19 protein-coding genes are annotated in these 23013 nt (G+C 44.4%); 5 read left to right on the top strand and 14 right to left on the bottom strand.

The features are described from left to right. Nucleotides 1–5: 5 nt before the first annotated feature. The 4 genes from JKJ11_RS17600 to JKJ11_RS17585 all read right to left on the bottom strand — a co-directional run bounded on the left by JKJ11_RS17600 (nucleotide 6) and on the right by JKJ11_RS17585 (nucleotide 4015). Nucleotides 6–242 (bottom strand): hypothetical protein, encoded by a 237-nt coding sequence (locus tag JKJ11_RS17600; RefSeq protein WP_006070519.1) that lies wholly within the window; start codon nucleotides 240–242, stop codon nucleotides 6–8. Between the two features lie 78 nt (nucleotides 243–320). Then, on the bottom strand, nucleotides 321–1547 hold the full coding sequence (gltS, locus tag JKJ11_RS17595; RefSeq protein WP_006070520.1) for a sodium/glutamate symporter: 1227 nt from the start codon (nucleotides 1545–1547) through the stop codon (nucleotides 321–323). A 121-nt stretch (nucleotides 1548–1668) separates the two neighbouring features. Continuing rightward, nucleotides 1669–2697 (bottom strand): tetratricopeptide repeat protein, encoded by a 1029-nt coding sequence (locus tag JKJ11_RS17590; protein WP_252039637.1) that lies wholly within the window; start codon nucleotides 2695–2697, stop codon nucleotides 1669–1671. Nucleotides 2698–2707: 10 nt separating this feature from the next. Further along, a complete protein-coding gene (locus tag JKJ11_RS17585; protein ID WP_252040006.1) occupies nucleotides 2708–4015 on the bottom strand; it encodes an anaerobic sulfatase maturase in 1308 nt (435 codons plus the stop codon). Between the two features lie 330 nt (nucleotides 4016–4345). Between JKJ11_RS17585 and JKJ11_RS17580 the strand changes: the two genes are divergently transcribed. The 4 genes from JKJ11_RS17580 to JKJ11_RS17565 all read left to right on the top strand — a co-directional run bounded on the left by JKJ11_RS17580 (nucleotide 4346) and on the right by JKJ11_RS17565 (nucleotide 9182). Beyond that, nucleotides 4346–5032 (top strand): formylglycine-generating enzyme family protein, encoded by a 687-nt coding sequence (locus JKJ11_RS17580; protein ID WP_370736757.1) that lies wholly within the window; start codon nucleotides 4346–4348, stop codon nucleotides 5030–5032. A gap of 28 nt (nucleotides 5033–5060) precedes the next feature. After that, nucleotides 5061–6770, top strand: a complete 1710-nt coding sequence (locus JKJ11_RS17575) for an alkaline phosphatase family protein (protein WP_252039635.1) — start codon at nucleotides 5061–5063, stop codon at nucleotides 6768–6770. A gap of 248 nt (nucleotides 6771–7018) precedes the next feature. Further along, nucleotides 7019–8140, top strand: coding sequence for a bacteriohemerythrin (locus tag JKJ11_RS17570; RefSeq protein WP_006070525.1), 1122 nt, complete (start codon nucleotides 7019–7021; stop codon nucleotides 8138–8140). Nucleotides 8141–8231: 91 nt separating this feature from the next. After that, the gene (locus tag JKJ11_RS17565) at nucleotides 8232–9182 is read left to right on the top strand and encodes a LysR family transcriptional regulator (protein WP_198558775.1); all 951 of its coding nucleotides are present in this window, start codon (nucleotides 8232–8234) and stop codon (nucleotides 9180–9182) included. A 6-nt stretch (nucleotides 9183–9188) separates the two neighbouring features. On the opposite strand, the gene JKJ11_RS17560 is transcribed toward JKJ11_RS17565, so the two are convergent. The 10 genes from JKJ11_RS17560 to JKJ11_RS17515 form a co-directional block, all read right to left on the bottom strand. Beyond that, nucleotides 9189–10094, bottom strand: a complete 906-nt coding sequence (locus JKJ11_RS17560) for a LysR family transcriptional regulator (RefSeq protein ID WP_038222099.1) — start codon at nucleotides 10092–10094, stop codon at nucleotides 9189–9191. 26 nt (nucleotides 10095–10120) lie between these two features. Further along, complete coding sequence (locus tag JKJ11_RS17555) at nucleotides 10121–11380, bottom strand: BatD family protein (RefSeq protein WP_252039634.1); 1260 nt, start codon at nucleotides 11378–11380, stop codon at nucleotides 10121–10123. Further along, entirely contained in the window at nucleotides 11377–13065 is a 1689-nt protein-coding gene (locus JKJ11_RS17550) for a vWA domain-containing protein (RefSeq protein WP_252039633.1), read from the bottom strand. Before JKJ11_RS17550 ends, JKJ11_RS17555 begins: the two co-directional genes overlap by 4 nt. Continuing rightward, nucleotides 13065–14105: a vWA domain-containing protein gene (locus tag JKJ11_RS17545; protein ID WP_252039632.1), complete on the bottom strand. Its 1041-nt coding sequence runs from the start codon at nucleotides 14103–14105 to the stop codon at nucleotides 13065–13067. Before JKJ11_RS17545 ends, JKJ11_RS17550 begins: the two co-directional genes overlap by 1 nt. Continuing rightward, the gene (locus JKJ11_RS17540; RefSeq protein ID WP_252039631.1) at nucleotides 14102–14659 is read right to left on the bottom strand and encodes a DUF4381 family protein; all 558 of its coding nucleotides are present in this window, start codon (nucleotides 14657–14659) and stop codon (nucleotides 14102–14104) included. Before JKJ11_RS17540 ends, JKJ11_RS17545 begins: the two co-directional genes overlap by 4 nt. Next, the gene (locus JKJ11_RS17535; protein ID WP_124941907.1) at nucleotides 14656–15615 is read right to left on the bottom strand and encodes a DUF58 domain-containing protein; all 960 of its coding nucleotides are present in this window, start codon (nucleotides 15613–15615) and stop codon (nucleotides 14656–14658) included. Before JKJ11_RS17535 ends, JKJ11_RS17540 begins: the two co-directional genes overlap by 4 nt. A gap of 17 nt (nucleotides 15616–15632) precedes the next feature. After that, complete coding sequence (locus tag JKJ11_RS17530; RefSeq protein WP_252039630.1) at nucleotides 15633–16622, bottom strand: AAA family ATPase; 990 nt, start codon at nucleotides 16620–16622, stop codon at nucleotides 15633–15635. Nucleotides 16623–16726: 104 nt separating this feature from the next. After that, nucleotides 16727–18982 carry a multiheme c-type cytochrome gene (locus tag JKJ11_RS17525; RefSeq protein ID WP_252039629.1) on the bottom strand — a complete coding sequence of 752 codons (2256 nt, stop codon included), beginning with the start codon at nucleotides 18980–18982 and terminating at the stop codon, nucleotides 16727–16729. Nucleotides 18983–19110: 128 nt separating this feature from the next. After that, a complete protein-coding gene (locus JKJ11_RS17520; RefSeq protein ID WP_031494840.1) occupies nucleotides 19111–20148 on the bottom strand; it encodes a helix-turn-helix transcriptional regulator in 1038 nt (345 codons plus the stop codon). A gap of 3 nt (nucleotides 20149–20151) precedes the next feature. Next, nucleotides 20152–21138 carry a CobW family GTP-binding protein gene (locus tag JKJ11_RS17515; RefSeq protein ID WP_006070536.1) on the bottom strand — a complete coding sequence of 329 codons (987 nt, stop codon included), beginning with the start codon at nucleotides 21136–21138 and terminating at the stop codon, nucleotides 20152–20154. A gap of 470 nt (nucleotides 21139–21608) precedes the next feature. Between JKJ11_RS17515 and clcA the strand changes: the two genes are divergently transcribed. After that, the gene (clcA, locus tag JKJ11_RS17510) at nucleotides 21609–23009 is read left to right on the top strand and encodes a H(+)/Cl(-) exchange transporter ClcA (RefSeq protein WP_006070537.1); all 1401 of its coding nucleotides are present in this window, start codon (nucleotides 21609–21611) and stop codon (nucleotides 23007–23009) included. Nucleotides 23010–23013 lie beyond the last annotated feature (4 nt).

The raw sequence follows: 23013 nt of genomic DNA, 5'->3' as shown, positions 1-23013 counted from the left end.
GAAGGTCATTGTGTCCTAAGTGAGCGTTTGTAAAGGGCTTCAAGATACTGAGTATCTCTACAAGGCATTTCTTGATATTCCTTTAAGCGTACTTGGTTTACCGCTGACTTGAGTTGTTGCAGTGAAATATCGTGCTCCTGACAAAGCTGATGCCTATTCAAACCTTGATAGAGTTTGTCAGCAAGCTGTTGTGCTAGTGCACTGTCGAGTTGATGGTGAGTGTTTAGTTGTCTGTTCATCATGGCTGTATCCCCTAGGTCATAACACCTAGGGTATACAGCGTAAGATTTAAGTTCTAATCAGATAACGTTCAATAAAACTTACATAAGAACACCCATGAAATACGGGATGATAAATGCGTTGGCAAGGTCAATGAAAAATGCGCAGACCAACGGAACAACGATAAATGCTTGATGAGAATTGCCATACTTTTGCGCAACCGCGGACATGTTTGCCATTGCCGTTGGCGTAGAGCCTAACGAAATCCCACCAAAGCCTGAACAAATAACCGCTGCATCATAGTTTTTACCCATTGCTGGAAAAATAACGAAAAGATTAACTAATATCGCCACAATAAATTGCGCTGCTAAAATCGCGAAAATTGGTCCGGCTAGATCCACTAATGTCCATAGCTGCATACTCATTAGTGACATCGCAAGGAAAGCTCCTAAAGACATATCCGCAATCAGAGCAACAGCAGGTTTGTTCGCAGGCCATGAGGTTCCAGTAATCCGCGGATAATTATGCGGTACGAGATTAGAAAGAATGATGCCAGCAAATAAGCAGGTCACAAAAAGAGGAAGCTGTAACCCTAAATGCTCAATACCTTCATTTAAGAAAACACCAACAATGATACAGGTATGAATGGCCAACATGGCATCAAGAAAATCATAGGAGGTAATTTTAGGCTCCGGCTGATTTTCGGAGACACCTACATCTAACGACTGTTGCTCTTGTGGTTTAAGGTCGTATCGCTTGATAAGGAACTTAGCAATTGGTCCCCCCATGATACTCGCAAGAATAAGACCAAAGGTTGCACTTGCAATTCCCAGTTCCATTGCTGAATTTAACCCAAACTGCTCCTGGATTTTTGGAGCCCAAGCGATGGCAGTGCCATGTCCACCAATAAGAGAAACAGTGCCACTAAGTAGCCCTGCTACTGGTTCCAAACCAAAGGCCGTAGCAACGGTAATACCAGTTAAATTCTGGACTATCATGTAGGCTATTGTCACTGCCAACAATATGACGAGTGGTTTTCCACCTTTTTTGAGGTCACTCAAGCTAGCGTTAATGCCAATGGTAGTGAAGAAGTAAACAAGCAATACATCGCGCGCCATCAGATCGAAACTGACCTCGATTGATGTCGCCATATAGAACAGAGCAAAAAGAACCGAGAAGACGATTCCTCCAGAGACCGGTTCAGGAATGCTGAATTCTTTTAGGAACCCAACAACCTGATTCAGTCTACGACCAACAAAGAGAACAATAATACCCAGAGTAACCGCAAAAAAAGAATCAATATGGACAGCGCCATCTTCAATAATCATGTATTCCACATCCTGTTAGAAAACGATACAGAATAGAATGCCTTTATTTTGCGCGCTATCCAACTCTTTTTAAAAAGATTTTAACCTTGATAACCAATACTTACTTGTTCTTTCCGTACCCTTACTTACCTTTATTCTTCAGTTCTTCAATGACGTAAGGCGGAGCGACTTTTTCTAGCTCCGTCAGACAGGCGTCAGCTTTCTCGTGCCCAGTTCGCACATAAATGTCGCAAACTGCGTAGAGTTGTTCTGGCGCACCAGAAATCAAGTACGCTTTTTCAAACGAATCCGTCGCTTTCGCCACATCAATCGGTTCTTGAAGTACACCGTTCAAGTACCAATAATAACTGTTGTCAGGCGAGTACTTCGTCGCCTGTTCGATAGCATTAGCCGCTTCGTTCTTGTTGCCTATCCTGACTAACGTTAACGCTTTTGAATAGTATAATTGAGCTGAAGTGCTGTCGTTTTCTATGGCACGATTTAACACTTCTAGCGCATTCTCATCTTGTTGTTGCGCTCGATAATTATCCGATAGACTCAGAGAGACCTGCGTCGCCATTGCAGGGTTCGTTATCAACTGTTGGTAGATTAATTCAGCGCTGCTGAAGTCTTGATGCCAACGGTAAACATCCGCTAGAAGTAACTGCTTTTCACTGCCAGAATGCTGCTTCAACTGCTTAATAGCGCTTGGATAAATCTTATCAAGCTCTTGTTGCTGCTGCTCATGCATATTGGTGTAATCAGGGATCAAATTTACCAAAGCTGCCAACTGCACGTCACTGCTTTCATCGTTTAATAATGGAGCAACCAACTTCCATCGATATTCAAACTGATAAGGTTTGGCACCTACGATGGCTGCTTGTCGAATATCAGAGTTTGAGTCTTTAAGAGCTCTTGAAACTGCAACCAGTGCATTCTGGTTTGGAAACTGACTAAGCTGATGCAAAGCATCAACGCGACGTTGTACGTTCTCTGACTGATTCTGCGCCGTATAAGACAGGCGCTGAATTTGTTGCGCCGTACTTTCTTGAGCTGAAGCAGCGACGCTTTGTGGTTTGGTAACTTGATCTTTCTGTGGTTCGGCACTGACTACCGAAAGACTAAAGATCGTTGCCATCGCACCTAAAGCGATCAGATGTCTATTTTTCATTGGTAGGCTCCTAGAACTTGGTTGCAAATCCAACATTGCGAATCGCTTGGTCGCTGTACTTTCCATGAGCTACCGGATTGCCAGTGGCACGTAAGATATAAGCAATCGCTTTATCTGCGTGCGAGAAAAACTTTTTCCACCCTGCACAAAGGTAGTTGAGCCCAGGCTCACCTGTACGGGTCTTAATAAATCGATTTTTGGGGCATTCGCCATAGCATGCAAACTGATAGTCACACTGCTGACACTGCGCAGTTAGCGTCTTAGATTTAGCGAATCCGAAATTTTGTTGTGCTTGGCTATAAGCCATTGTTTCCAATTTAGTTTCGTTAATATTGCCAATTTTGTACTCGGGGTATACATAATGGTCACAACTATAAACATCGCCATTAGGCTCCATTGCTAAACCTTTGCCACACAATTGACCAAGCGTACATAACGGATTTTTTCGTCCCATCCAAGTTTCCACACTCGCTTCAAAGTACTGAACAAACACACGGCCGATATCTCGTTGAATCCACTCATCGAAGATGGCAATAAGGAAATTACCCCAAGCCTCATCAGAAACGCACCATGATTCCATAATCGAGTTGGCGTTACCGGGAATTAGTCTTTTGTCTCCTTGCTTGAGCTGCTCATTTGATTTCCATGTTTGCGGTGCGGTGGTTCGGAACGACTTCTGCTCAACAATTGGAATAAACTGCATTTGTGGTGAACGCACTTCATCACGCAAAAAACGATACACTTCTAAAGGATTCTTGCTCGTGAGGTTATTAACGCAGGTCAAAGTGGCAAAGCTCACCTTGTGTTTGTGCAGCAGTTCAACTGCCTTCATGACTTGCCTATGTGTACCACGCCCTGCTCGGTTGGTTCGGTAAGCATCGTGTAGCATCTGTGGGCCATCAATACTCAGTCCAACAAGGAATTGGTTCTTAGCAAGAAACTCACACCATTTATCATCAAGCAGTGTACCGTTCGTTTGCAGGTCATTTGAAATCTTAATACCTACAGGCTGATATTTCTTTTGTAGTTCAACCACTTTTTCGAAATAACTGAGGCCAAGCATAGTTGGCTCCCCACCCTGCCACGAGAAGATAATTTCCGGCGTATTCTGTCCTTCAATGTAGTTTTTGATGTACTGCTCTAAAAGCTCTTCGCCCATCTCTGGAGAACAGCCTTTTTTGTATTCCAACAGGTCTTGTTTACTCAGGTAATAGCAATAATTGCAATCAATGTTGCACACAGCGCCAATGGGCTTCGCCATCACATGCATTCTTTTGGAAGCTTTCCCTTGGAACTGGGGACCTTGCGATAAGTGGATTGACTGTGAGGACTCTGTCTTTCGGGAATCGCCTATCGACTGAGCTGAATTCACACTTAATACCATAACTCATGCACCTTTTATGTTGAGACTCATCGCATTTTATATCAGGGCGAAATACGCGGGCGTTATAGTGCTTATAACCAAAAAGAAAGTGGGCAGTCGTTAAAATTGAGGAGATGTTTCTTAACACTACAGAGCCAAACTATGACTGATTACTCAGAGGAAAAAAGGGCATGGAATACAACAAAACTACTTGTTGTTTTAGCCATCATTGCGCTACCTATACTACTTTCTGGCTGCGCGAGTCCGTCCAACCATCCTATCGCTATGAGTATCAACCAAGATATGGTTCTCGTTGAAGGTGGTGAGTTTACTATGGGCTCCGACTCCGACACCGCAGCAAAGTCAGAGCGTCCAGCCCACTCTGTGCGAGTCGATAGTTTTTACCTATCCAAATTTGAAGTCACCCAAGAGCTGTTCGAGTCCGTCATGGGTTCATCGATGAGTTACTTCGCAGCGCCTGATGTACCCGTGAACAATTTAAGTTGGCAACAAGCCAACTACTTCGTTGAGAAACTTAATGAAATGACCGGCGAAAACTATCGTTTACCGACAGAAGCCGAGTGGGAGTTTGCAGCGAAAGGCGGTATCCACTCTAAAGGATATATCTACGCCGGTTCCAACAACATTGATGACGTCGCCTGGTACTCAGAAAACGCCAATAATCGCGCTCACCCAGTTGGAATGAAACAACCTAATGAGCTAGGTTTGTATGATATGACAGGAAACGTAGGTGAGTTTGTTCAAGATGCTTTCGATGACGGCTTCTACCGTTTTTCTCCTGTTAACAACCCAAATAACGCCAAACATTCAGACTCAGGGCTTTCACATAAATCCGTAAGAGGTGGCAGTTTCTCTTACGACGCGAACGAATCTGAAAACTTCCGACGCGACTTTGCGAGTCAATCAATCATCATGTCGGATATGGGCCTTAGACTCGCGAAAGACAAATAAGCTTCCATCGTCACGGCAAGGACAGACTATGCATAAGAATAAACTCATAAAACCAATAGTGACAGCATCACTTTTGGTGACTTTGTGTTTCAACGCTAGCGCGGCGCTAGCAACAGAGTCTAAACCCAATCTCGTGCTGCAGATAACCGTTGATGGGTTACGTGCAGATCTGATTGAGCGTTACAAACACAATTTCTCAGACAATGGTTTTAAATACCTTATGGACCAAGGCGTTTATTATAAAAACGCCAATTATGAACATGCTAATACCGAAACCATCGTAGGCCATGTTTCCCTCGCAACCGGTGCACCACCAGCCGTACATGGCATGGTCGGTAACGTTTGGTTTGACCGAGGATTAGATAGGCTTGTCTACAACGTCGAAGATCCCAACTATTCAATGTTAACATCTGGTGCAGGTGTTGATAAATCCACTGAAATAGACCCAACACAGAAAGCAGCTGCAGGCGATGGTCGTTCACCTGAACCTATTCTTTCGACCACATTTAGTGACGAGCTCGTTATCAGCAATAATGGACAATCACGCGTTTTCTCTGTTTCAGTGAAAGATAGAGGTGCAATTTCCCTGGCTGGACATGGTGGTAAAGCCTTTTGGTTCTCAAAAGCACAGTCTCAGTTTGTCACCAGTGATTATTATTACGACACCAACCCATTTTGGGTTGATCGATGGAATGAGAAAGCCATTCCTGCCAAATACTCAGGAAAGCGATGGGAGTTGTCACTACCTAAAGACCAGTACTCTCTGCAAGAAAACAGCAAAGATCATAAAGTGGATTTAGGCGGATTTGCCCGTACCTTCCCTCACCCTTACGGGCCTGCATCTTATAAGTACTACTCGACGATGTTGACAGTAAGTCCAGCTGGCGATGAAATCACGGCTGACTTCGCCAAGACACTGCTGGCACAAGAAAAGTTAGGAAGCGGAGACGCAACGGATTATCTGGCTATCAGCTTTTCTTCCAATGATTACGTCGTTCACCTTTATGGCGCATCGAGCTTAGAAACCGAAGACAACCTCATCCGATTGGACAAAACACTCGCTGATTTATTCAAATTTGTTGACGACTCGATTGGTCTAGAGAATACCCTCATCGTGCTCTCTGCGGACCACGGAGTCCCCGAGGCATCTCCAACTTTAAACACGCTTGGTTTTAGACAACCTTTTTACTTCAATAAGGATGCATTGTTGACTGACGCTCTTATGACACGACTTAAAAACGAATTTGGTCTGGAAAAAGACGTAATTAAGCTTTACGCACAGCCTTATATTTACCTCGATCACGACCTCATTGCTGCTAAAAAAGTATCACTGAGGGATGTGCAAAAAGTTATCGCTGAAGAGGTAATGAAAGTAAAAGGGGTGGCGACTGCAGTAACCAGTGAGGATATCGCAAGCAATCGAGTTGCGGACTCACGAGTTAATGAACTGATTCGCAACAACTATCACCCTCTTCGTTCCGGCGACGTCTATATGGTATTTGGTCCTCGTACTTATATTAATGATATGGATGGACTCACCATTGCATCAACCCATGGTTCACCATGGCGCTACGATACGCACGTTCCCGTCATCTTTGCAGGGCATAATCTTAAGCCCCAAATTGTTACGCGCCCTGTCACGCCTTATGACATCGCCCCAACACTATCTGGATATTTAGACGTTAGTGCACCAAGCGGCGCCACAGGCGTGATGTTAGAAGAAGTATTTCAAGATTAACTTATCCTAACCACCAAGAGAGCATTGAGCTCTCTTGGTCACAACTTTCTCCTTGAGCACACCCAAAATCATGTAGGAAAACATGAAGTTTTCTCCGTGTTTAGTGTACAAAACACCGTCACCCTATTCAGCAAACCACTTTTAACACCCTAATTTAAAGCCCAAATAGTCCTTAAACGCGCTCTTCGGCTTTTTTGGCTTAAGCATTTTCGATACCATCGTGCATCACTTGTCATCACAGATAGTCCATGATGCCTAGCAACCAAATCGAGCTTTTTCCTTGGAACACCAATTTCGAAACCGGAATAGCCAGCATTGACGAGCAACACAAAAACCTATTTTCGTTGATTAACAAACTCGCTAATGCCTTGGTATACGATAACCAGCTTCAAGTTTCTACCATTTTTGATGAGTTAGCTGACTATGCTCTCTACCATTTTTCGGAAGAAGAGCGCGTGTGGCAGCAATACTTTGAACAAGATTCTTGGTGTGTACTTCATAAAGGTAACCATGAATCCTTCGTACCTGAGATTATTCGACTTCAACATCGTACGAAGAGTGTTGGTTGGCATGAAGCGACCGAGCAAATTCTACATTTTCTTATTCGCTGGCTGCTACTACACATTCTCAACGAAGACAAAAAAATGGGCTTAGTGATAAACGCTCTTTCAAAAGGTGCTCTTGACTTAAACCAAGCAAAAATCGAAGCCGAAGTCGCCCTCGTTGGAGAACATGGAGCACTCACCGACACTATTTTAAATATGTACTTTGAGCTCTCCTCTCATGCGATTGAGCTTATTAGAGAGAAGAATCGTCGCATCGTTGCCGAGAAAGAACTAAAAGCGCTCAATGATAAACTCCAGCAACTGGCAGTCACCGACGAGTTGTCCGGTTTGTTCAATCGCCGATATTTTATGATGATGACACAAGAGGCCTTGTTAAGAGCAAAAGTGGAGAACAGCTACCTAAGCTTCATTTCTCTCGATCTCGATAATTTCAAGCATCTAAACGACACGCTTGGGCATGCTCGAGGAGACGAAGCCATCATTCACTTTAGTCACGTATTAGCATCAAAGTTCTGCCGCAAAAACGACTTTATCTTTAGGATGGGCGGCGATGAGTTCCTGGTAGTTGTATGCTGTGCTGAACATCAACAGGTAATTGAAATAGCGGAACAAGTGAGAAGTGCGATCGAACAACAATGTCTAATTGATACGTCAAGCATTAACGCTATAACAACATCCATCGGGGTATTCACCCACATACCCGAAGAACACGAAGATTTTATGTACTTTATGGAGCGAGCAGACCAACTGCTATACAAAGCAAAAGAACAAGGCCGAAACTGCGTGCTTTCAGCTTTGGAGTGACGACCCTGACTTCAAACCTTATGGCACACCTTCCAATCAGGAAGCGAGTCCACTAGTATGAAGACGTTTCCCCCGAAAATAATTGGTCAAAATGTCTATTACTCATCAGCTTCGGCTCTTCGTGGATGTCGTCCAGCAAGGTTCATTCGCCAAAGCTGCGACGCTCAATAATATGGATAACTCCTCGCTTTCTAAGCAGATAAAAAAGCTCGAGGAGACATTGGGCGTGCAGTTGCTCAATCGCTCTACTCGTTCGTTTTTTCTTACCTCTGCAGGGGAAGACATTCTTGCTGAAACTCATGTGTTGTTAGAATCATTGGATAACATAAAGGGAATTGCGGATTCTTACCAATCTGAGCCAAAAGGAGTCATACGGATTGTCTCCGCGGTGTTCTTAGGACAGCAATATGTTCAGCCCGTTATTAGTTGCTTTATGAGAACGTACCCAAACGTTCAAGTAACTTTGCATTTAGACGACAGAAAAACCGATATCATTGCTGATCACTTTGATCTGGCTATTCGGATGGGTAAGTTAACGGATTCGAACTTAATTGCTAAAAAGCTGGCTAAGACTAACTTTGCCATCGTTGCCTCTAAAGAGTTCCTTAAGCAACATGGAACACCACAAACACCGGAAGAGCTCATTACCCTGCCCGCCGTCATCTATAATAACGGCGATGTATGTCTTGATAGTTTTAAAATGAGTAGAACACCGAGTTGCCAAGAAATGACTAGCTATAAAATGCAGGGTAACTATAAAGTCAATGACGTTCGAACCATGATGTCTGCAACGCAGAATGGAATTGGTTATTGCGTTATTGACCTATTTAATTTGGAAAAACCCATTGATGAATTAGGGTTAGTACCATTACTCACCGACTATACCCTATCTACTCAGGACACAGGGATTTACGCTATTTATCCACATCGCAAACAAACCTTACTGGTTTCCGAGTTCATTAATCAGTTGAAGAGCTACATTGGAGAGCCAGCTCGCTGGGAAGCCCATATTCCTGACTATCAGCATATGTACAAGCAATGACCTAAATTAATTAACTTGAGAGGCAATCTTAATAATCTGTTGTCTTAACCATTGATGCGCCGCATCCGAGTTGCGACTCGGGTGCCAAACCATGCTTAGTCCATAATCTGATGCGCCAAATGGCATCATCAATGCCTTAACATCTAGACCAACAGCAAACTTGTTGAATGTTGAGTGGGTAATAATACCTATTGCGTCAGTTTGGCTAATCGCTGGCAACATATCTACCTCACCCGCCGCTCGGTACATAATTTTACGTTTACCGAATTCAGGGAAGTCCTTCTCATTAAAGAAGCTTTTACGTGTCTGCCATTGAGACATCACCACATGCTGCTCCGCTAAATATTGCTCGGTAGTAATCGTGTCTCCGGTTATACGTGGGTGATTGTTGGCGACTACCACGTACAGCTTTTCTCTGAAAATCTCTCTAACTTTTAATGTTGGAGTTTCACTTCGAGTTCTATCAATGACCAAATCGTATCGCTGTAAACGCAAATCAGACTCATGGTCCTCAGTAAACAAAGGATGAACTTCTAGAGATACTTTGGGTGCAATTTTGGAGATACGAACCAATAACTCTGGCAATATCGCATAATTGGCTGCAGACACTGAAGCTATCGAGAATGTCTTGGTCGATGTCTTTGGGTTAAAGTCTCTAGAAGCTTCTAATGTCGAAGTAAAGTTTTTCAAAGAAGTGGCTAGCGCTGGATAGATATCATTGGCAAACGTAGTCGGCTCTACACCACTTGCGTTTCGATGAAACAGCGAGTCATCATAGATTTCTCTTAATCGCTTTAAAGCCTTGCTAACGGCAGGCTGACTAATTCCCAACCTTGAAGCCGCGCTAGAAAGACTTTGCTCTTCATAGATTGCAACGAATACGGGAATTAGGTTTAGCTCAGTATTTTTCATTATTACCTTAACTTCACTCGCAGCACTCAACCCCATTTATCAAGGCCTTTTAAGTCACTTGCGCGCTGTTGTTGTTTTCTACTTTTCAACTGACGCCACAGCCAAAAGCTGTTTTCTTTGTTTGGCGTATGCCTCTGAATGTACTCACTTTCCGCTCGCCACTTATCACTGTCGTGCATTCGCTTTAATTCTAGGGTGGCAGTACGCTTTCGACCTTTTAAATAAAGTAACGTTCTTACCTTAGGCCAATCTTGTTTTCTTACGGCTTGTTGGAACAGCCACCAAGGCGGTTTAGGGTGAAACTTATAATAGCGATTTACAAAGATCGTCAATCCTATCAATACAATAGAGGCACTTATCAGTATAGCTATCTGCGACCAATAGGTATTCAATAAAGATCGCCAAGTGTGAGCAACGGTTATTTTTTTAGTTTCTAGTGTTACTTCTTTGACAGATTGTGACTCGCTATCCCACCAACGAATCGTCTGCTTTGGAAACGTGACCTCACCACCTGTTGTCAGTATATAAACAGTCTCATCGGTTCGGGTCGATTGATAGTTTCCGCGAGTCTGACTATCTGTCAACGCACTTGGTTTGGGATAAGATTTCGTGCCAACGATGGATTGTTCACTGTCTAGTGGAGGCAATAGTATGGATAACGTGTCATCAGCCGTAATGGTTACTTTTCTTGTCAGGCTATCTCCTGCTTCCAACTTCTCAGATGACTGCTGCCAATCTTCCGAAACCTTGACGTTACTGGCAACAAACCAAGGCTTGTTTGGAGTGAAGGAAGCATCTGGAAGTTGAGTAAAAAGCGACATCGGTTTGGTATAGAGTGTGCCTTGCACGTTAGTCCCATCAGATGCTGACACTTGAACTCTAACTGGAACTTTAGGTAAACGATATTCACCACTTTGCTGAGGGTAAAGCGTAATCTCCCAACGCTGACGTGACCATGTTTGGCCATTTTTTCTCTCAGTATAATTGGTCGCAAGCTGATTGCGCTGTTTGACAATAAGATCGGGCATACCAAAAGCCGAAATGCGAGTACCACCTGTAAACCAACGAGGTGTCGATATCTCAATGTACAATATCACCTGTTCTCTAATGGCAGCAGGTTCAGACGCGGTTGCTCCTGTACTGAGCCAAGACTTGATTTCTACGCCTCCTACACGTTCAAGTTCGTTGATGGACATAGCCGCATTAGATTGTACAGAGAACACCAGTAAGAAAGTGCTAACAAGCAGCAAGCTCAATCGTTTTACATAGCAAAGTCGAAGAATCATTGAGTTTGGCCTCTCTGAGTGTCACGCAGTTGAATCTGGAATTTATTGCGTAAGAAGTTTTTAGGATCGGCTTCCACTCGGCTTAGCCATTTATCAGCCAGTTCTTCACTTCCTAGAATTTCCCGTGCATTGAGCGTCTCTTTTAGCATCATTTCCGATGTCGTCGTTTCATCAGCGCCATCTGCCGTTTGAGGATTATCACCAAGCTCTATAGATTCTTCTGGGCCATCTGTGGTCCCTTTTTGGCTTTCACTGAATCGGTTTATTTCGTCAACAAGCGATTGCATCACCTGGTAGTTATGGGTCGCTTTTTCTGCAATATCCGCAGATTGTGTGTCCTTAGCAAGCGCGCGATAGAGGTTTCTTGCTGCCAAGTATTCTCGTTGTCGTGCTAATGCATTGCCTAAATATAGGGTACCTAGTTCGTTATTCTGAACTTGCAAAAACTGCGCTTGTGCTGACTTAAAATCGCGCCCGTAGTAATAGGCAATGCCTTTATTCATGGGCTCTTGATAGTGCTTTGCCGCTTTTAGAAACTCTCCACGCTCAAAATACCACTGACCTTGTTGCTCGGGTGTCAGCCAAAGATTCATCCACGCTTGTTTCGATGAGATCCAGAGTTGATCCACTTGTGACACAGATTGTGCCGTTGTCTCGGTTATTGCCACCGACGACACCGTTTCCGCGTGTGCTTCTGAGACCAAAATATTTGGACTTAATAAGGTTGCGATGAACATCCATTGCACCAACCAACCCTTTCTGAACCAAAGCAAGGCCAGCAGCATAATCGGAAAGACCAGATAGTAGCCCATATCACGCCAAGGCATAGCTGACTCTCCAGAGATTTGCATGTGCCTTTCAACATCAGTAGCAATTTGTTCAACATCAGTGTTGTCGATACTCAACGCGTAGTACCTTCCACCAGTGTCATTGGCAAGCTGCTTCAGGCTGTCCCAATCTGTTGCTGCGCTTGATTGGTTGCGTTCACTGCCTACCGCCATCACCATGACGAGCACGTTTGAGTCTTCAAACGCCTTCTTATACTGTTCAATCGCCTCTGATGCTACGCCATCTGAAATAATGAGCACTGAACCCGATGAACTGCCTTTAAGCTGTGACTGTATTTGAGGGATAGCGGCTTGGGCACTCTTACCCTGAACAGGAATCACTTCTGGTGAAATAGCGTTTAAGAACGGCAAGAACACCTGATTATCTTCTGTCATTGGCATCGCGGTGTGAGCGCTGCCAGCAAAGACAATAAGCGATGTTTTTCCACCTTGACGAGCTTGCAGTAAGTCGCGAATTTTGTACTTGGCACGCTCGAGTCGAGAAGGCGGTAAATCACTTTGCATCATCGATTGGCTGGTATCGAGTACTATCACCAATTCGCCTTGATCCTCACCAAATGGTGAGGCCTCACGCTGCCAAGTCGGCCCTGCGCAAACAATAATAGCTAAGCTAAGAATCGCACTAAGGAGTTTAAGTGGCAGCTGGCTTTTCCACCCTTGCTCGCCAATAACCAACGCCTTTTGCAGATGCTCAGGAATTATGGTTTTCCAAGCAGCAGATGATTCTCTGCGCCAACGAAGTAGCAACAGCAAGGCTAATGGTACAAAAGCAAGCAACCAATAGGGACGCATAAAATGGAACTGAGAAATAATTTGCTCGACGACTAGGGAGTTCATTAGATGTTTCTCCCCGTTTGATTGGTCTCGTTAAGTTCGCGAGGTCGACTATACCGACGCCGTAGCGTTGCGGTTGAAAAGGCGATCAAATACAGGATGACTACTACCATCAATAAATACTGGTGCACGGTTTGTTTAGGTCGGTATTGAGTACTTTCGTACAACTTCGGCTCTAACTCACCAATCGTTTGGTACGCTTGTTGAAGTGCTTCTTGGTCTAGGGCCTGAAATGCCTGACCACCTGATTGGCTAGCAATATTATCGATCGTTGCCATATCCAGCGCCTGCTCACCGATGGTGGCGGGATCGCCCATCGCAATCACGTGAATACGCACACCTTTTGCCGCCGCGACAATAGCGGCATCTTTAGGTTCTACAAAACTGCCAGTGTCATTACCATCGGTCAGTACCACGACTACTTTCTCTTTGTCTTTTGACGATTCAGATTGTTCAAATACCTTAATCGCGAGACCTATCGCATCACCTAGATGCGTGCTCTGCCCTGCCATCGCCACTTCAGTCTGATCAAGTAACGCAAGCCAGACATCGTGATCCGCGGTGAAAGGCGTTTGAAGATAAGCCGCATCACCAAACAGTATCAGACCAAGTCGGTCACCTTCTCGCGTTGCAACGAATTCATGCAGGACACTTTTGACAGCATCAAGCCTTGAGACCGCTTGACCATCTGACGAAGAGAAGTCCATCTCAGACATAGAGCCCGATAAATCAACTGCGACCATCACATCTCGACCAAGCTTCTCTCTCGTTTGTGGCTCGCCCAATACCGTAGGTTTGGTCATTGCAATAACCAATAAGCACCATGAAACGATCAGTATTCCACGTTGCCACCAAGACGGTTGCAATTGGCTGGCACCAAGTTCTGGCTGCTCACCCAAAATATCCAGCAACTTATTAAAGAAAGGGACTTTGATGGCACTTTGTTTGGTCTTGTATGCAGGTACAAATCGATAGACAACCACTGGCAGCGGCAGAAGCAAAAGCCACAGCGGATACGTCAATGTTAAGGTAGACCAACTCATCGCTGACCTCCTTGAATACCAATTCTACTGAGACTGCGAGCAATCACTTGTTTTGCCTGCCAATACTGTTTAAGCCAATTAGGTACGGGGTGATGTTCAATCCACCTATGTACTTGTTGATAAATATGTTCTGATTCCGAAGCGTCTAGTGTCACTTTTGAACTCAGTAAAGTGCGTAACCATTTTCCACCCAACTCAACATTAAATTGAGCATCAGGGCTGACATAGCGGTTCAATTGCTCTATCCATGCTGTTCCATATTGTTGAGATTGAGAGATTTTAAGGTACTGCGTGACACTTTTTAGTACGTCGTAACACATCTGGTCGCGTTGTGGTGATGTCTTGTTGCTTTGCAGAATAGCGAGTGCTTCTCTTCGGTAACGAAGCATAGAATGGCGACAATAGCCGCGAAAAAGTTTAACGCCAATGAGTAGAACGATGAGTAATCCGATAAGTTGCCATCCAATGGTTTGTGGCAACCAACTAACAGAATCAGGATTAGGAACTTCGAGCATGTTACGCAAAATGTAAGAGCTAGGTGCAGGTTGAGTCATGAGCTAAACCCTCCTACAGCTCGTTTAAACCTGGCAATGTGGTCACCATCGGTCGTCAGTTCAATCACAGGTAATTTTTTTATCGACATAAGCTGGCGTAAGCTTTCCAGTTTGCTTTGAGATTGCGCTGCCAAACCAGCATTGGCGGTATTGAGTTTATGTTTCTCTGTCACACTTAACTGATACTTACCATCGCCAAATACTAACGTTGACGCATCAAGAATCTCATCAGGTAGTCGACGTTCTAGTGGGTCCGAGATGATTACGCTGAGGATGTCATTGTGCTGTTGTAGGTATTTCAGTCGGTCAATATCATGCTCTGTAGCATCTGACCAATCCGATATGAAAACTACGGTGGCGTTTTTTAACCCCAGATTACCAAGCATAGATATGGTCGCCGTAAAGCCTACGTTGTCACTGTCTTCACTGTGTAAACCAAGGGATTGATTTGCGTGACACAAGCGCTTAAGTCCATGTAGCAGATGATTTTGCGAGCGCTGTGGTTTTATGTATTCGATGTGGTCACTATGATTAATGATAAAACCCACACGGTCGTTGTCTTTTATGATTCGCCAAGCAGCCAGTGCGCCAACTTCAGCTGCAACAACCGATTTCATCGTATCGACTGACGAAAAATACATCCCGCTTCGCTGGTCAATACACAGAATAAAGTTACGATCTTTCTCTTCGGTATAGGTTCTGACATGTGGTTTACCAGTACGCATCGTGACCTTCCAATCGAGATTACGAATGTCATCACCAAGCTGATAATGTCGCAATTCTTCGAAGTTAAGACCACGACCGCGAAACGGAGAACTGTGTCTGCCAGACATTGCCGACTGCGCCATCAAGTGTGGCAATAGTGAGAAAGCTTGAACTTGCGATTGCAGTTTCACCAATCGGGCGTATGGAGTATAAATGCGAGTATCGAGTGACGCCTCGGTATTGTGAGCCATATTATCTACCTCTGCGGTTAGCCAATAGCCACAACATCCAATAGACGGTCGACGACATCCTTCTGAGTGATTTGCTCTGCGAGCGCGTTGTATGACAGCGCTACCCGATGACCCAGAACCATATGAGCCACGGCACGCACATCATCTGGCTCTACATGAGAGCGGCCTTGTAACCACGCATAGGCTCGACTGCATTTATCCAGAGCGATAGACGCACGAGGCGAAGCACCCACTAAAATCCAATCTTGTAACGAGGAATCTGGGTAACGGTGTGGCTGCCTCGTAGCCATCACTAACCCGACAATGTAGTTTTCAACGATGTCAGATACTTCTATCTTTGCCATTTCTTCACGAGCAAGAAACACCGACTCCGGTGAGATGGAAGATTCGGAGCTATTGCTGTTTGTTGTGTTCGAACGCGCTCCCAGCTCTTCATCACGAACAAGGCGAATGATGTCTTTCTCGGCTTCGTCTTCTGGATAATCCACCGTCACTTTCATGATAAAGCGATCCATTTGCGCTTCTGGTAATGGATAAGTCCCTTCTTGCTCGATAGGGTTTTGTGTCGCTAACACCATAAAGAGTTCTGGGAGAGAGTGGCTTTCACCACCTACGGTGACCGTGCCTTCTGCCATTGCTTCCAACAAGGCGGCTTGAACCTTAGCAGGAGCTCGATTGATCTCATCCGCCAACACGATGCTGTTGAAGATAGGTCCGGATTGGAAATGTAGCTGAGGTTTTCCATCCACATCTTGATAGATTTCGGTGCCTGTCACGTCGGAAGGCAACAAATCAGGGGTAAACTGAATACGACCAAAACTTGTATGTAGACGATCCGCTAACGCTTTGATAGAGCGCGTTTTGGCCGTACCTGGCAAGCCTTCTAGAAGAATATGACCATTGGTAATAAGCCCAACCACCAGTGCAGTGACCACATGCTGTTGTCCGATCACTGACTCACCAACTTCAGATATTAGGCGGTTAAGCTCTGTTTGTGCTTGATTCATTCGTTTACCCTTCCAGCTACACTTAATTTAGGCGATAACACATACCCTTCATACTATCGTTAGCGGTCATAACTTTTAGTTATATTGATAATGCTCATCGCACTTTAATAACGTGATTGTAGTTGCTCTATTACTTCCTTAGGTGCGAATTGCGACAGTTGCTGCAAACAAGCCTTCGATTCAGGCTTTTGGTATTTCAACAGCATGTCACATTGTGCGTATAACTGTTCTGGATTTCGACTGAGCTTGAACGCTTGGTTCAGAGCGGAGATTGCCTGCCCAAGATTAATAGACTCCATCGATAAACCATAAACGTACCAGTACTGAGCATTGTCTTTTTCTAGGTCTACCGCTTGTTTTAATAAGTCAGATGCTGCCAGTTTTTCACCCTGTCTTAGTTTGGAAAGCGCGGCGCTGTAACGAATTGCCGCTGAGTTTGGCTGATTTTTGATGCCCAACTGTAGAGTCTGCTCGGTTAATGCCTCTTGACCCTGAGCACGATAAAGGTCGGCCAGATTGATATAACTATTGGCAAAGTATGGTTCAACAAGAATGGCACCTTCGTACTCTGCAATGGCCAGCTTTGTCTTACCTTGAGCGGCGTAAACGTTACCTAGGTTGGTGCGACCAAAACCTCTGTCAGAGTTAAATTCTTGTACTGCTATATATTCTTTTAACGCAGGCTTTAGTTGATCTTTTTGAAGAGGATTTAGCTCCTGCCAATAACGCGCTAATGCACCAGCGGCTTCAGTTCGAACAGCTAGCACTGAATCAGTCAATAACGGCGAGATAATTTGCCAGCGTTGGTGTGAAGGATAAGGCTCACTGCCTTGGATCGCCCCGACCCGTACCATAGCATCGCTGTTTTTTACAGCACGCCCAAGCGCTATCAAACTATTTTGGCCAGGATAATTGGCTAAACGTTGCAACGCTGATGCTCTTACGATTGAAGCTTCAGAGTTATCTTGCGCAATGTACGATAAGGCATCCGCTGCAGCGCGGTGCCCTATGGCACTTGCATAGAAGGCAATTCCATAATGCTGGCTGTTTTGGTATTTAGATTCAGGGAACCATACCGCAAGCGCTTTACTAGCCCACTCAGGTGACTCACTTTCATGGCATGTCGTACAGACATTGGGCGTTTTGATATGCTGTGTGAGGTCTGGACGAGGAACGTGCCAACTGTGGTCTCTTCTTGGGTCGACTTCCATATAAGTAGTTTCTGGCATGTGACAAGTCGTACACTTGTCTGCTTCACTACCTTTTTGATGGAATGTATGATTTTCCGAGCTATATTCAGACGCGATGTGACATTGTAAGCAAACACTTTCTTCCGGGATTTTAAGCTTAGCTGTATGTGGGTCATGACAATTGGTACACGTGACGCCCATCTGAGCCATTTTCGATTGTTCGAATGAACCAAGCACATATACTTCATCGTAGATTTGACCATCGGCGTGATAAAGTTCTTGAGTAAGGTTTGAAACCAAGTAACGGTCCAAAATCTCGCCTTGTACATGATCGTAGTCTTCTGTGAGTTGAACACGTCGACTATGACACTGAGCACATACGTTTACCTGTTGGGTCGATTCAATATCACTAGGTTGTAACGTCGATTTCCCTTGTTTGAATACCCAGCTTGTCACCGCTTGAGATAAATCACGATTGAAACCGTAGTGGTCAACAGTCTTAAAGCCCCCCTCGCTGCCTCGCTTTGCAAGCTCTATATGAACGCTAGCAGGACCATGACAGGCTTCACAACCGACGTTAATCTCAGACCAAGTGGTTTCATATTGATTGGTGGCTTTATCGTAACCTTTGAGTAAATTTGTAGAGTGGCAATCTGCACACATGAAGTTCCAATTTTGACCAGAGTTGGTCCAATAAAACTCATCGTTTGGCGTCGTATCAGGATAGAGGTGGTACCACCTTTGCCCGCCAGACTCCTTGGCTCTCGAATCCCATGTAAAAGGTATCAGTTGTACGCGACCATCATCAAACTGGACCATATATTGTTGAAGTGGGTAATGACCGAAAGTATAAAGAACTTGATAGTCGTGGAACTCACCGTCAGGTCCTTGAATATTGACCCAGAATTCATCGTCTTTCTTATAGAAGCGATTCGTTTTCCCTTGATACGTAAACTGAACATTATTGAAATCGGCTAGAACACTCTCCGATGTCGCGTGATCCATGGCTCGCTCATGGTCAGAGCCCGTCCATGACTCGGCTTCCTTAGCATGACATTCAATACAAGCATCACTGCCAACAAAGGAAGCCCCTTCAAGTTCAGAGCTAACTGCCGACGATGTGAAACCGACACTAACTAGTGCTAATAAAACTCTTACCATCACACCCATTTAGCTTCCCTTCTAACACGTGCAAGTTATTGTTATTTCAATAATAACAATAGACTACTGAGTTATAGGTGCAAGGTGTTCGAAAAAGATAAAACCCGATCGGTTTATTAAGACAGCAAAAAGATAGTTTATCGACTATTCAATAGCGATTTTGGCGACTCGCCTGTCCAACGCTTGAAAGCTCTCGAGAAGGAGCTTAGATCTTTAAAACCGACTTCTAAGGCAATTTGAGTGAGGTTTGTACTCGGGTTGGCAGACAACGAAATCGCTCGTTCTAATTTGTAACGGTCTAGCAAAGTTCGAAACGACAAAGACTGCGCACTGAGTTTTCTTGTTAGTGTTCTACTACTCATATGAAAATGCCGAGACACAGAGTCAATCGTTATATCTGTGACCTCATACTGCTTAAAAACGGAAAACACCTGCTCAGCTAAACTCGAATCCATAGTGCTTTCGGCACTGTAATGCATCGGTGCCACTAATGTCGCGTTAAGCTCAGAGTTGGCGTAGGTGCATGGTTTATTAACAAACCAGCTTGGTAAGGTAATACGTCGAATCTTATGCCCATAGAAAATTCGGCAATTAAATCGTTGTTCTAATGACTCTATGACGTCGTCATCTAGAGGATCTCGTTCAAAGAAAAACTCTACGGTGCACGCTTCTTTTTGTGTCGATCGAATAAAAGTAATTAACGCGATACAGTAATAGCTAAAACCAAGGTTGGAAAAGGTCGGCATACCTTTATCGTTGTCGTGTCTGAGCATCCAAAGTTCAGACTTCTCATTAAGGCGATGAATAAACACCAACTTTACAGCAGGACAAAACACTAACGAAAATGCTTCGAAGAACTTCAACATGACATCAACGCTGGGAGCGCTATATAGAAACGCCCCAAGCACACCGAGATGATTTGCCGTAATACTGGTACCAGCATCTATCACAATATCAAACGCGGCAGGATGTGCTTCCACTAGTGCAATCGCTTCCTCCAACGCATCAAGGGAGACCTTTGGCCTCTCCATTTGCTCGTGCCAATCCTTGATGCCGCCGCGATACGCAGCAATATCGAGACCATAGCGCTTAGCTGCCTCGTCAAGAGACCGAAGCCACTGCACATCAATGATTTGTCGGGTCGAAGCCGTCTTTAGAAGTTCATTTGAGTCCATACCCTAACGTAAGCCACACAAGCGAAGGAGTACTGTCTCCAATTGCTCCCATGGTAGAAGTTCACTATCGATGACTTCGATTCTTGATTCATAGCCTTCTAACGACATTTGATTGACAGAAACAACACGATTAGCAACGTTAAAGGCGTAACAACCTTTATCTGTGTTTACTACCGCCTTAATGCGCTCTGCATTCAAATCACTGAACATTGAGAATAACTGGTCAAAATCGAATGTATGTTCCGCACCAACAATCCAACCACAACTAAAGTAGCCTTGTCCCTGATTCTCGCGACGAATAAATGGTTTTTCAGGAGATAACTCGAATACTGGTTCAAGATCGCTATGGTCGTGAAAGTCGTGAGAGTGGGCAGAAGATTCCGTTTCTTGAATTCGTCGCTCTATATCCAATACCTCTATCGGAAGCACGCCGTTTTTTACCAGTTTGTGGAAAATCTTGGCAGGCGTTTGATCCGTAACCCAATCATTGAACACATCGACATCTTCAGCGGTGCATTGATCCACTTTATTACCGATCACAACCTCAGCGACACTAAGTTGATCATTAAAGTTAGCATTAGATAAATGCCTATCATCGGATAAATTACGCGGGTCCACCAACGCAATCGTCGCTTTTAAATCAATATAATCAGTGTACTGCTCTGATGTTAACGTCTTAATGACCTGTTTGGGATGCCCCAATCCTGTTGGTTCGATTATCAAACGATCCGGCTTTTGTCTTAACAGGACGTTGATACCTACCGACATCGGAACACCTGCAGTGCAACACATGCAGCCTCCCGGGACTTCTTTAATAAGTGCACCACCCTCAGCCATCATTGCACCATCAATACCGACTTCTCCAAACTCATTAACGAGTACCGCCCAGTTCTCATTCTCGGGTTTTGATTTAAGTAGATTAAGTATTGTGGTGGTTTTACCCACACCAAGAAAACCAGTGATGATGTTGGTAGGCACTTGATTTGACATGATGAACTCTCTGAATATTGCTTTGGTATGAGTATATACCTAAGTGACTCGTAGGTTCTATATTGAATAGGTTTAGGGATGAGTATAAAAGACCAAAAGACAAAAGGCGCACTTTGCGCGCGCCTTGATCCCCCGTTACTCAATCGTGAGTTTGCGAATCTCTGAACCTTGTTAACGCGGCTGAGATAATTTACGGGGCAGTAGTATGTGTTTGTTGCACATCCAAATTGTACGTAGGGTTTTCAAATCCTCCATGCTCGTCGAATACAATCCCTACGCTTTAAATATGGTACATATCTGGATTATTGCAAGTAGAGAACATTGAGGTGAATCACAAAATGCTGCAACACTAGGCAACATTAAATTTGGAATACTACTTTTCATCTTTACCACTGTTGCCAATTGTTCTAAGTCGTATAATTTTACTTATACATTCCCGCCAATCCGAAGAACCAAGGTCTTTAAATACAATGACAAAGAGAGAAAGAATCAAACAGTCGTTACTTGCCCATGTGCCACGCGGAACGATTAATCAATTTCTCTCGAGAGACACGACCCCTATCTCAGTGCTTTTGCTGTCTTGTGTTGTGGGTGTACTTGCAGGTTTAGTAGGCACATTGTTTGAGCTTGGTGTTCACTTCGTAACTGAGACCCGCACAGAGTGGCTTCGCGACGAAATCGGTTCAGTCCTTCCTCTGTGGTTATCAGCTTTTCTAATTAGTGCATTACTCGCCTTCATTGGATATTTTTTGGTCCATAAATTTGCACCAGAGGCCGCTGGATCAGGTATTCCTGAAATTGAGGGTGCGATGGATAATATGCGACCAGTTCGTTGGTGGCGCGTGTTACCCGTTAAGTTCTTTGGTGGCTTAGGAGCTCTCGGTTCAGGTATGGTACTAGGTCGAGAAGGCCCAACGGTACAAATGGGCGGCAACTTAGCTCGGATGGTGACAGATCTCTTCCGAGTAAAAAACGATGACAGTCGCCATACCTTACTTGCGTCCGGTGCTGCAGGCGGTCTCGCAGCTGCTTTTAACGCCCCTCTTGCCGGTATCATGTTTGTTGTCGAAGAGATGCGTCCACATTTTCGCTACTCTCTTATTTCTATTAAAGCCGTACTTATCTCAGCAGTAACCGCGACTTTGGTTTTTCGCTATATTAATGGCCAAAGCGCCGTCATCTCCATTCCACAATATGGCTCACCAGAGCTCAATGTGTTGTGGCTGTTTCTAGTTTTAGGTGCACTTTTCGGTGTATTTGGCGTTGCTTTCAATAAACTTGTTACTGTGTTTCAGGATCTGTTTGTACGCATTCATAAAAACGACCTTAAGCGTTTCCTGTTTACTGGCTCTATTATTGGTGGATGTTTCGGACTACTCCTTCTCTATGTACCAGAATTAACTGGTGGCGGTATCGGTATTATTCCTGATATTACAAATGGCAGTTTTAGCGCTTCCATCTTGGTATTGCTGTTTATCGGTAGAGTACTTACTACCCTTATTTGCTTTGGCTCTGGTGCGCCTGGCGGTATTTTTGCACCTATGCTGGCACTGGGAACGTCCTTCGGTTATGCCTTCGGATTAACAGCGAAAGCACTATTTCCTGAATTACCAATAGAACCCGCTGTCTTTGCAATCGCAGGGATGGGTGCACTCTTCTCTGCAACGGTACGTGCACCGATTACTGGAATTTTACTGGTCATTGAAATGACCAATAACTACCACTTGATCTTACCACTTATCATCACTGCGTTGGGCGCAACAGTAATTGCTCAAGCAATGGGGGGACAACCTATTTATAGCCAACTACTCCACCGAACCATCAAAAACGAAAAACTACGACAAGAAGATCTACCACGAAAGGAAAACTGAGCGC

The organism is Vibrio sp. SCSIO 43133, assembly GCF_023716845.1.
GTDB lineage: Bacteria > Pseudomonadota > Gammaproteobacteria > Enterobacterales > Vibrionaceae > Vibrio > Vibrio mediterranei.
Note: the sequence above shows the minus strand (reverse complement) of the source record. Positions and strands in the feature narration are given on the sequence as shown.

Coding starts and splice junctions, on each gene's coding strand:
- JKJ11_RS17600 (WP_006070519.1), bottom strand. CDS start 242: ATGATGAACAGACAACTAAACACTCACCATCAACTCGACAGTGCACTA.
- gltS (WP_006070520.1), bottom strand. CDS start 1,547: ATGATTATTGAAGATGGCGCTGTCCATATTGATTCTTTTTTTGCGGTT.
- JKJ11_RS17590 (WP_252039637.1), bottom strand. CDS start 2,697: ATGAAAAATAGACATCTGATCGCTTTAGGTGCGATGGCAACGATCTTT.
- JKJ11_RS17580 (WP_370736757.1), top strand. CDS start 4,346: ATGAGTATCAACCAAGATATGGTTCTCGTTGAAGGTGGTGAGTTTACT.
- JKJ11_RS17575 (WP_252039635.1), top strand. CDS start 5,061: ATGCATAAGAATAAACTCATAAAACCAATAGTGACAGCATCACTTTTG.
- JKJ11_RS17570 (WP_006070525.1), top strand. CDS start 7,019: ATGATGCCTAGCAACCAAATCGAGCTTTTTCCTTGGAACACCAATTTC.
- JKJ11_RS17565 (WP_198558775.1), top strand. CDS start 8,232: ATGTCTATTACTCATCAGCTTCGGCTCTTCGTGGATGTCGTCCAGCAA.
- JKJ11_RS17560 (WP_038222099.1), bottom strand. CDS start 10,094: ATGAAAAATACTGAGCTAAACCTAATTCCCGTATTCGTTGCAATCTAT.
- JKJ11_RS17555 (WP_252039634.1), bottom strand. CDS start 11,380: ATGATTCTTCGACTTTGCTATGTAAAACGATTGAGCTTGCTGCTTGTT.
- JKJ11_RS17550 (WP_252039633.1), bottom strand. CDS start 13,065: ATGAACTCCCTAGTCGTCGAGCAAATTATTTCTCAGTTCCATTTTATG.
- JKJ11_RS17545 (WP_252039632.1), bottom strand. CDS start 14,105: ATGAGTTGGTCTACCTTAACATTGACGTATCCGCTGTGGCTTTTGCTT.
- JKJ11_RS17540 (WP_252039631.1), bottom strand. CDS start 14,659: ATGACTCAACCTGCACCTAGCTCTTACATTTTGCGTAACATGCTCGAA.
- JKJ11_RS17535 (WP_124941907.1), bottom strand. CDS start 15,615: ATGGCTCACAATACCGAGGCGTCACTCGATACTCGCATTTATACTCCA.
- JKJ11_RS17530 (WP_252039630.1), bottom strand. CDS start 16,622: ATGAATCAAGCACAAACAGAGCTTAACCGCCTAATATCTGAAGTTGGT.
- JKJ11_RS17525 (WP_252039629.1), bottom strand. CDS start 18,982: ATGGGTGTGATGGTAAGAGTTTTATTAGCACTAGTTAGTGTCGGTTTC.
- JKJ11_RS17520 (WP_031494840.1), bottom strand. CDS start 20,148: ATGGACTCAAATGAACTTCTAAAGACGGCTTCGACCCGACAAATCATT.
- JKJ11_RS17515 (WP_006070536.1), bottom strand. CDS start 21,138: ATGTCAAATCAAGTGCCTACCAACATCATCACTGGTTTTCTTGGTGTG.
- clcA (WP_006070537.1), top strand. CDS start 21,609: ATGACAAAGAGAGAAAGAATCAAACAGTCGTTACTTGCCCATGTGCCA.